The sequence below is a fragment of the Steroidobacter sp. genome (assembly GCF_016790065.1).
In the GTDB taxonomy this organism is placed as follows: domain Bacteria; phylum Pseudomonadota; class Gammaproteobacteria; order Steroidobacterales; family Steroidobacteraceae; genus Steroidobacter.
This window is the reverse complement of sequence record NZ_JAEUPY010000371.1, coordinates 1-8,849: the sequence shown is the minus strand read 5'-3', so window position 1 is coordinate 8,849 and position 8,849 is coordinate 1. Positions and strand designations below refer to the sequence as shown.

Below are 8,849 nucleotides of genomic sequence, written 5' to 3'. Positions count from 1 at the left end.
TGAACGAGATCGGCAACTATGACCGGCCGCGCTCCAAGTTCTATTGGGAAGCGGGCCGGACTCGTAACATCGTCGAATGGAAAAAAGCTTGGGCGCACCAGTAACACAGGATCCGTTGTTCCTGGGCCATCCCAAGGGCCTGGCCTATATTGCCTTCACGGAAGCGTGGGAGCGCTTCTCGTTCTACGGCATGCAGGCGCTGTTGATGCTGTACATGACCGGCTATTTGCTACAGCCGGGCACTGTGGACACCGTCGCCGGGTTCAGCGGGTTGCGCGCTGCTATTGAAGGCGTGTTCGGTGCGCTCGCAGTACCGGCGTTGGCCTCGCAGATCTTCGGACTGTACGTGGCATTGATTTATTTCGTGCCGGTGCTGGGCGGTCTGCTCGGCGATCGTTTGCTCGGACGGCGTCGCGCCGTGCTGCTGGGCGCCGTCGCAATGGCGGCCGGCCATTTCATGATGGCGTTCGAGACGCTGTTCCTCACGGCTTTGCTCTCGCTCATCGTCGGCTCGGGGCTGCTGAAAGGCAATCTGGCCGCACAAGTAGGCAACCTCTATGCACGTGATGACCGGCGTCGCGAGCCGGCATACGCCGTCTACGTCACTGCGATCAACATCGGCGCGTTCGTGGCGCCACTGGTCTGCGGCACGCTCGGCGAGCTGTATGGATGGCACTACGGCTTCGGTGTCGCGGGCTTCGGAATGTTGATCGGCATCGCGATCTATCTGAGTGGCAGTCGTTACTTGCCGGTCGAAACGCTCGCACGGGATCGGGTCAAAGTCACGTTGCAACCCGGCGATGCACGCATCGTCGTGGCGTTGCTGACAATGCTCGCCATCACCTCGCTGTTCTGGATAGTGCAAGCGCAGGTCTGGAATATTTATCCGCTGTGGTTGCGCGATCGGGTCGATCGCACGCTCGGGCTCGACCTGGCAGTGCCGGTGACTTGGTTTCAGTCGCTCGATGCGTTGGCTGTGCTGTTGCTCGCGCCGGTGGCTATCGCATTCTGGCGCTGGCAAGCGCGGCGCGGCGTCGAGCCCGACGATCTGAACAAGATTGGCTTGGGCTGTGCGGCTGCCGGTGCGACCTGTCTGCTGCTCGCAGCGGGAGAGTGGTTGGCGCAAGGCGCGCCGGTGCTGTTGCTATGGCCGGTGTTGTTTCATTTCGGCGTAGCGATCGCTTACTTATATGTCGCACCGATTGCGCTCGCCTTGGTATCGCGTGCCGCGCCGGTTGCGGTCAATGCCACGATGGTCGGCACGTACTATCTGGGCATTTTCATCGGCGGTATCGTCAGCGGCTGGCTGGGGCGCTTCTACGAGCCGCTGCATGCCGCGCCATTCTGGCTCGCGCATGCATTCATCGGCATCGCTGGAACCGTGGCGATCCTGGTACTGCGGCCTTGGTTCCGTCGCGTGTTTCGTCTGTAGTCGCTCAAGTCGAGCTGTCGCGAATCGCCTGATCGAGCCGCTCCAGCAATAGATCCGCTTCGGCGCGACCGAACGTCAGGGGCGGGCGAATCTTCAGCACATCGGCTTTCGGTCCCGCGAGGCCGATCAGTGCGCCTCGCTGCTTCAGCGCGTTGACGATGCGAGCCGCGCGTTGACGCGAATCGTCGGCGCCAGCGGACGTGGCGAGTACCGGTAGTCCAATGAACAAGCCGGCGCCTCGAACTTCTCCAAGACAGGGATGTTGTGCAGCCAGCCGCGCGAGGCCCGCGAGCAGATAGTTGCCGATGTCGTGTGCGTTACGCATCAAGCCTTGGCGTTCGATCACGTCGAGCACTGCGAGTGCCACTGCGCAGGAAACAGTGTTGCCGCCGAAGGTGTTGAAGTAACGCGTGCGTGCGCCGAACTGTTCTAACAATTCGGGCCGCGCCGCCAGGGCTGCGATCGGGTGGCCGTTGCCCATGGGCTTACCCATGGTGATGAGATCGGGAACCAGACCGTGCCGTTGGAATCCCCACATGTGCTGACCTGTGCGGGCGAAGCCCGGCTGTACTTCGTCAGCGATGACCAAGCCGCCGGCGGCGCGGACGTGTTTGGCCGCGTCGGCAAGGAAGCCTGGCGCGTGCGAGGCGACGCCGTCACTTGAGAAGATGGTGTCAGCCAGCAAGGCCGCGGGCTTGATGTTCGCTGCTTGCATGCGCTCGAGACAGCGTTGTATCGCAGCTGGAAAATCAGCCGCGCTGGCTTGGCTGATAGGCGCGGGTACGGCGAACACGCCAGGACCCAGTTGTCCGGTGCCGGAGGAGGGCGACATGCCAGCGAGTGTCTCAGTGATACCGTGATAGGCGAACTCGCTGACGATGACACCGGTACCGCCGGTGGTCGCCTTGGCGATGCGGATTGCGAGGTCATTGGCTTCGCTACCCGTGCACGTGAAGATCATGTGTCCGATCTCATCAGGCATGGTGGCCAGCAAGCGTTCCGCGAGTTCCAGCGGCTGGTCTGTGAGATAACGCGTGTGAGTGTTGAGCGTTCGCGCCTGGCGCGACAGCGCCTCGACCACATGAGGATGACAATGGCCGACCACCGGCACATTGTTATAAACGTCGAGATAAGCGCGGCCCTCGGCGTCGTACATCCATACGCCTTCGGCCCGCACAAAGTGCAGCGGCTCGGCATAGAAATGTCCGTACGTGGGACCGAGCAGGCGGCGACGACGTGCCAGTAGGCTAGTGATGTCGGAGGAGGTGTTGCTCATCGGTAGAATCCTGCCAGGCTCACGACAGTTCGATATCGGTACGCAGCAGCTGTTCGAGCAGCTGAATGCGTCGACGCACGAAGTCATGATCGACGCGGGCGTAGTGTTGTCCGGAAGGGTGCTGCTGGCGATGCCACGAAGGGATGACCACGCTCATGATCATTCTCGCGGCGATCAGGGGCTTGAGCAGCGCGAACTCATCGTCGAGCAGCGGAACGGTTGCGTGGTACGCCCGCGCCAGATCGTTGGCCGTCTGCTCGAGCGTCGCTGTGTCGGTGATCTGCTCCGCGATCATGATGGCCACATCGACGATCAGGGCGGTATGCAGCATGTCGCCGAAGTCGATGAAACCGGCGATGCGGCTGTCATCGTCCGGTTGCACGATCACGTTGCGATCGTTGATGTCGTTATGTATCACTTGCTGGCGCAGCGCTGCCAGGCGCGGCGCGACGTCGCTGTCGAACTGGTCGATCAGCGGCAGCATGGTCGCCTCCCCAGGCAGCCCGGGAAGGTCGAGTAGCAACTGCCGTAGCTTCGGCAGATGACGGACATCCCACAGTAGCGGCCGATGCGCGCCGGCGTGCTCGAAACTTCGCAGCGCTCGTCCCATGGTTGCGGCCAGTATCGCGCACGACTGTCGTTGTGCGGTGGAACGCTCAGCGAACCGCAGTGGCTTGCCGGAAAGAAAGGACAACATGCGTGCCGATCGCGTGGTGCCGTCGCTGTCTTGGAAGTGAGTTTGAGTCTGTCCACGCAGATCGAGTCGCACCCGAGGGCAGGGTAGGTCCGGCTCGGCCGCTTGCAGATGTAACAGCGCTGCGATCTGAAAATCGGTGACTTGCGGATCTTCGGCAAGGTTGGCGATCTTCAGCACGTACTGCGAACCGCTGGCCTCGCGTACCAGAAAATTCTCATCGCGCTCGCCGGTGAGTCGTTCGACCTCGGCGCTCAGCCCATAGCGATCGCGAACCAGCGCCGCGACCACCTCCTCTGAAGTGCGAGTCGTGGCGGCGCTCAATTCAGCCAGTAGCAAATCCAGGTCATTCATCGTCGGTCAGTATCGGCACGGCCCGTATCCATGAGGGTGAGTCCATGATCGCCGCATCGCTGCCGCGTCTGGGGTGACAAGGCGGAGCCGGGTGGTGCATGGCTGAACCCACCCCCCTGACCCGGTGGCCGATGCGGACGCCGGCTGATCAGTTGTCCGGGTGCTTCAGATGTGGAAAATCACGGGCCACGGTGGTCAGCAGCCAATGCCTGAATTGGTGGATCAACGGCGAGTTCCAACGATCGGTTTTGGCGACGAAGTGGTACACACCGATGCCGTCGGGCAGGAAAGCGGGGTTGCCGTGGCCGATCTCGATCAGCCGGCCGGCGGCAAAGTCGTCATGACAGATCAGCCGGTTGGAGAGTGCGATACCTCGGCCGTGGCGCGCGGTATCGAGCGTGAGATGGCCTTGCCACAACCTCGGGCCGGTCAGGTCGACGTTATAAATCTCGTGGACGTTGAACCAATTGCGCCAGCGATCGAAATTCTCCTCGTGCAACAGCTGATGTTTCAGCAGATCGCGCGGCTGCCGAACCGACTTCATTTTCGCCAGATATTTGGGGCTCGCCACCGGCACGATGGGAGTCTGCGCGATCGGCACGCTCTTCAGTTCGGGCGGCAGGTTGAGTTCGGTGGAATAGGTGGCGACGAAGCGGATATCCACGTCCACATGCTGCATCAGATAGTCGGGCGTGCGGTCGGCGGGCCGAACTTCGATGTCCAACCCCGGATGGTTGTGCTCGAAGTCCCACAAGTGACTGGACAGCCAATGCAGCGCAAAGCCCGGCATGCATCGAATGTGCAGCCGATGCGTTTCGCCGCGCTTGATCAATTCCACGGTGGCGTTGGCAATCGAATCGATCGCCGCCGCGATGTGCCGATGATAGTAGTCGCCTTCCTCGGTGAGCACCGAGCCGGTCGGTGTGCGCTCGATGAGCTTGGCGCCCGCCCAGGTTTCCATGGTGCGCAGATGGCGACTCACCACACCGTGATCGCGACACAGGTATTGGGCAGCACGCCGGATGCCGCCCAGCCGCGCTACTGCGTCAAAGGCGCGCAACGATTCGAAAGGCGGCAAGGACTTGCGGGAAGGCAACGAGGCCGCGGACGGTTTGGCACCCAGGGAGTTTTCGGAGATCACGTTCATACCTCGCAACACGACCAGTTGCCGGGTACCTCCGTGGCTGCCCCAGACTGAGCGGGCGGGTGCCGACCGGCGTTTCGATTCTGGCATGACAGGTGTGCAATCTGCACCACCCCATCTTGATTTGTCATCTCCAGGGGAGGCCGAAGATGTGACGATCGGTACATGACAACCCGATACCCGCAGGCGATGCGCGCCCCATCTCGTCTCCTTCGTAGCAGCTTGCGCGCCATTTCGGTGCTCGCTGCGCTACTCGGCCCGGTCGTCGCGGCACAGGCTGCTACGCACGTTGTGTGCGCCGAAGATGGCAAGCAGTCCGACTGTCAATTTCGCGGCGGCTCAGGCATTCAGCAAGCCGTCGACGCCGCGGCCGACGGCGACACCATTCAATTGCGAGCAGGGCGCTACACGGCATCTGCGTTCAAAGACGTGCCGTATAAGATCCACACGATTCGCGGCTTCGTGCTCATCGAGGGCAAGAATCTCACGTTGCTCGGAGAGCCCGGGGCCATCCTCGACGGCGCGACCGGTACGCCCACCACGGCGATCGTGGTCCATCGCGCCCAGGTGAATATCGAAGAGCTTGCGATCGACGGTTTCCGTTTCGCCGAGGAGGAGGATGAGATTTACGAAGGTCACGGCATCTTTGCGATCGACAGTCGCGTGCAGCTGTCGAACGTCACTATTTCGCGGTTCCAGAAGATGGGCCTCACGGGACGCGGCGATACCATCATCGATGCTCGCAACGTGCGCATCCTGGATGGGCACGTCGCGATCTGGCTGCATGAGTCGGCGTATCTGCGACTAACAAACTCCCTGGTGCGCGGTAACGACGGCAGCGCCATCGCTGCTTACGACCGTTCGGTGGCGCATGCGACGAATTGCGTGTTCGATGGGAATCTGGATGACGGACTGTATACCGAACATGAGGCCGCGATGTATGTCACGAACTCGCTGTTACTACGTAACAAACCCTATGCCGTGCGTGCGCTCGATCGCAGCCGGATCTGGTTGGCGCATAGCGCGCTGTTCGGCAATCAGGCCAATACCAAGACCAAGAAGCGTGCGCTCATTCAGCGCGGGCCCAACGTGATCGAGATGGATCCGCGTGTCGACGGCCAGTATCGTTTGCAGCCGGATTCGCCCCTGATCGATAGGGGCGACCCGGATGTGCGTGGCAACGCTGGTGAGACCGTCCAAGCTGGGTTACGTTGACGGGAGGTCCCCACATTCAGCGACGGGTCTGCAGGGTCGAAGTCACTAGTGCCGACAGAAAAAAATTCTGGCTCTCAGCGACTAGTGAGTTGGTGCTCCGGCGTCAGCCTATTACGTAACAGGCCTCGCGAACCTGCGAGGCCCATTACAAGCATGGGGAGAGGCCGATGAAATCATTGTTGGCAGCGCTGGTCGCCGGATCGCTGGGCTTGGGTACCGCCTGGGCGGCGCAAGATCCGCCTGCGGGGGTAGTCCAGATCGACATTCGCGCCCAGCCGCTCGACGACGCGCTCAACGAATTCGCCCGCCAGACCGGATTGCAGGTGTTCTTCCTAGCCTCCGACGACAGCCGGCGGCTGATCAGCACGCCGCTCACGGGTAGCCTCGAGCCGGAAGGAGCGCTGGCGAGATTGCTGGCCAATACCGGGCTCTCCTACGAATACATCGATGCCCGAACCGTCGCCATCCGCTCGATCCGCCCCGCGGCGGCCACCACGGGCGTGGCCCCGATCAGCTATCGCTCCGCCGGTGCCGAGCGTTCGATCGTCCTGGCCCAGGCGGATGCGGCGCCCGCCAGTTCCAGCACTCAGTCCGTGGAGAAGGAGCCCGAAGAGATCATCGTGCGCGGCGTTCGCTTCTACCAGCCCACCGCCGGCCGGGCCGCATCGAAGATGGACCTGCCGCTGATCGAGACGCCGCTGTCGGTGTCGGTGGTGACCAGCGAGCAGATGGAAGCCCGCTCGGTCGACTCGCTGGAGCAGGCGTTTCGCTACTCCGCCGGCATCTATTCGCTCGGCGGCGGTGCGAATCGCCGTAACTCCACCGGCTTCGTGGTGCGCGGCTTCAACGTCACCGGCTCGGCGCCGCTGTACGTCAACGGCAGCAAATTCCCGATCAATTCCACCAGCGGTGCGATGGAGCCCTACCTGTACGAGAGCGTCGAGCTGCTCAAGGGCCCGGGCTCGGTGCTGTATGGCCAGACCCCGCCCGGTGGACTGATCAACATGGTGAGCAAGCGGCCGACGGCCGAGCCGCTGTATTCGTTGAAGGCGCAGGTGGGCAGTTGGAACCACCGCCAGGTGAACGTCGACGTCGGCGGGCCGCTGACTGAAGGTGGCACCTTGGGCTACCGCGTGACCGGCCTGGTGCGCGACGGCGAGACCATGATCGAACAGATTCCGGACGAGCGGACCGCCGTCTCCGCTGCGCTCGACTGGGCAATCGCGGACAGCACCAAGCTCACGTTGCTCGCGACCTATCACGACACCAATACCGCCTTCGACCACGGCAAGCCGTTCGATGGCTCCGTGTTGCCGAACGTCAACGGCCGCATCGATCGCGAGACGTTTGTCGGCGAACCCGGCTTCGACAAATTCAATCCGCGCGGCAAGACGCTCGGCTATTTGTTCGAGCACAAGTTCAACGATACCTGGCAGGTGCGCCAGAACGTGCTCGCGTTCGACTACAAAGTAGATTTCGCTGGCATCGAAGTGGGCTCTGCTACCGACGTGGCCACGCGCCGGCTGGTGAACCGCTTCCCGTACATGCGCGCCGACGCCGACAAGGGCTGGAGCGTGGACAATCAAGTGCAGGCCAAGTGGACGCACGGGCGCTTCGAGCACACGACACTGGCCGGCTTCGACTACAGCGACCGTGACTTCGAGCGCGTCCAACGCAGCGGCACCGTGACGCCGCTCGATGTGTACGCTCCAGTCTACGGCGCGACCGTCGTGCGAGCTGCGACCACTGCACGCCAGCTTTCGGATAGCACGCAGCTGGGCATCTACCTGCAGGACCACATCAAGTTCGACGGTCGCTGGATGATGCTCATCGGCGGTCGCTGGGACGACACCAAGTCCGACAACCTGGTGCGTTCGGCAGCCGGCGTGACCACGCCCAGCAAGATCGAGTCCGATGCCTTCACCAAGCGTGTCGGGTTCCTGTATCTGTCGGACATAGGGCTGGCGCCGTACGTGAGCTACGCCGAATCGTTCCAGCCGCTCGGTGGCACCAGCTTCTCCGGGACACCGTTCGATCCCACTGAAGGCATCCAGTACGAAGCCGGCGTGAAGTTCGAGCCCAAGGGGCACAATGCCGCCTTTACGGCCGCGGTCTATGAATTGACCCAGCAGAACAATCTGACAATGGATCTCGCGCATCCGGGCTTCTCGGTGCAGGCCGGTGAGATTCGTGCGCGCGGCGTCGAGTTGGAAGGGCGCATCGCTTTCGGCGAGAGCCTGGATCTGATCGCGTCCTACACTCACACCGACGCCGAAGTGATTCGCAGCAACGGTGCCGACCTCGGGCGCACGCCGGCCTCGGTGCCCGACAACACCGCTTCGTTGTGGGCCGACTATCACTATCGCGTCGGCACGCAGGGTGAGCTGAGCGTGGGCGCGGGCCTGCGTTACATCGGTGAGACGTTGAACACGCTCAACACGGTGACGGTGCCGAGCTACAAGGACTACGACCTCTCGGTCCGCTACGACACGCAGCGCTGGCGCTTCGCGTTCAACATCAAGAACGTGCTCGACGAGAAATACGTTTCCGCCTGTACCTTCGCCTGTTTCTACGGCGACGAGCGCAACGTGTCCTTCTCGACCCAGTTCACCTGGTAAGCGATCCGCAACCGCCGCGGCTGGCAGTCCGGCAGCCGCGGTACTCATTCGAGTGCAACCATGCCTATGTATTTAAGGATGCCGGTGCGCCGGCGGTTGGCTGCTGCCGGTGCAGT

At 62.4% G+C, this 8,849-nt stretch carries 6 protein-coding genes; 3 read left to right on the top strand and 3 right to left on the bottom strand.

Annotated features, from left to right (window positions below):
• Nucleotides 1-88: 88 nt before the first annotated feature.
• A complete protein-coding gene (locus tag JNL55_RS15290) occupies nucleotides 89-1,432 on the top strand; it encodes a peptide MFS transporter (protein WP_293855025.1) in 1,344 nt (447 codons plus the stop codon).
• Nucleotides 1,433-1,436: 4 nt separating this feature from the next.
• Here JNL55_RS15290 and JNL55_RS15285 read toward each other — a convergent pair whose 3' ends face one another.
• The 3 genes from JNL55_RS15285 to JNL55_RS15275 form a co-directional block, all read right to left on the bottom strand.
• On the bottom strand, nucleotides 1,437-2,708 hold the full coding sequence (locus tag JNL55_RS15285; protein ID WP_293855022.1) for an aspartate aminotransferase family protein: 1,272 nt from the start codon (nucleotides 2,706-2,708) through the stop codon (nucleotides 1,437-1,439).
• A gap of 19 nt (nucleotides 2,709-2,727) precedes the next feature.
• On the bottom strand, nucleotides 2,728-3,756 hold the full coding sequence (locus JNL55_RS15280; RefSeq protein WP_293855019.1) for a phosphotransferase: 1,029 nt from the start codon (nucleotides 3,754-3,756) through the stop codon (nucleotides 2,728-2,730).
• Nucleotides 3,757-3,904: 148 nt separating this feature from the next.
• Nucleotides 3,905-4,897 (bottom strand): LysR substrate-binding domain-containing protein, encoded by a 993-nt coding sequence (locus tag JNL55_RS15275; RefSeq protein ID WP_293855016.1) that lies wholly within the window; start codon nucleotides 4,895-4,897, stop codon nucleotides 3,905-3,907.
• Nucleotides 4,898-5,065: 168 nt separating this feature from the next.
• On the opposite strand from JNL55_RS15275, the gene JNL55_RS15270 reads away from it, so the two are divergent.
• A complete protein-coding gene (locus JNL55_RS15270; RefSeq protein ID WP_293855013.1) occupies nucleotides 5,066-6,115 on the top strand; it encodes a right-handed parallel beta-helix repeat-containing protein in 1,050 nt (349 codons plus the stop codon).
• A 167-nt stretch (nucleotides 6,116-6,282) separates the two neighbouring features.
• Complete coding sequence (locus tag JNL55_RS15265) at nucleotides 6,283-8,733, top strand: TonB-dependent siderophore receptor (protein ID WP_293855010.1); 2,451 nt, start codon at nucleotides 6,283-6,285, stop codon at nucleotides 8,731-8,733.
• The last annotated feature ends 116 nt before the right edge of the window (nucleotides 8,734-8,849 follow it).

What these genes read in the sequence shown, in the direction of transcription:
- JNL55_RS15285 (WP_293855022.1), bottom strand. Translation starts at nt 2,708, where the DNA reads ATGAGCAACACCTCCTCCGACATCACTAGCCTACTGGCACGTCGTCGC.
- JNL55_RS15280 (WP_293855019.1), bottom strand. Translation starts at nt 3,756, where the DNA reads ATGAATGACCTGGATTTGCTACTGGCTGAATTGAGCGCCGCCACGACT.
- JNL55_RS15270 (WP_293855013.1), top strand. Translation starts at nt 5,066, where the DNA reads ATGACAACCCGATACCCGCAGGCGATGCGCGCCCCATCTCGTCTCCTT.
- JNL55_RS15265 (WP_293855010.1), top strand. Translation starts at nt 6,283, where the DNA reads ATGAAATCATTGTTGGCAGCGCTGGTCGCCGGATCGCTGGGCTTGGGT.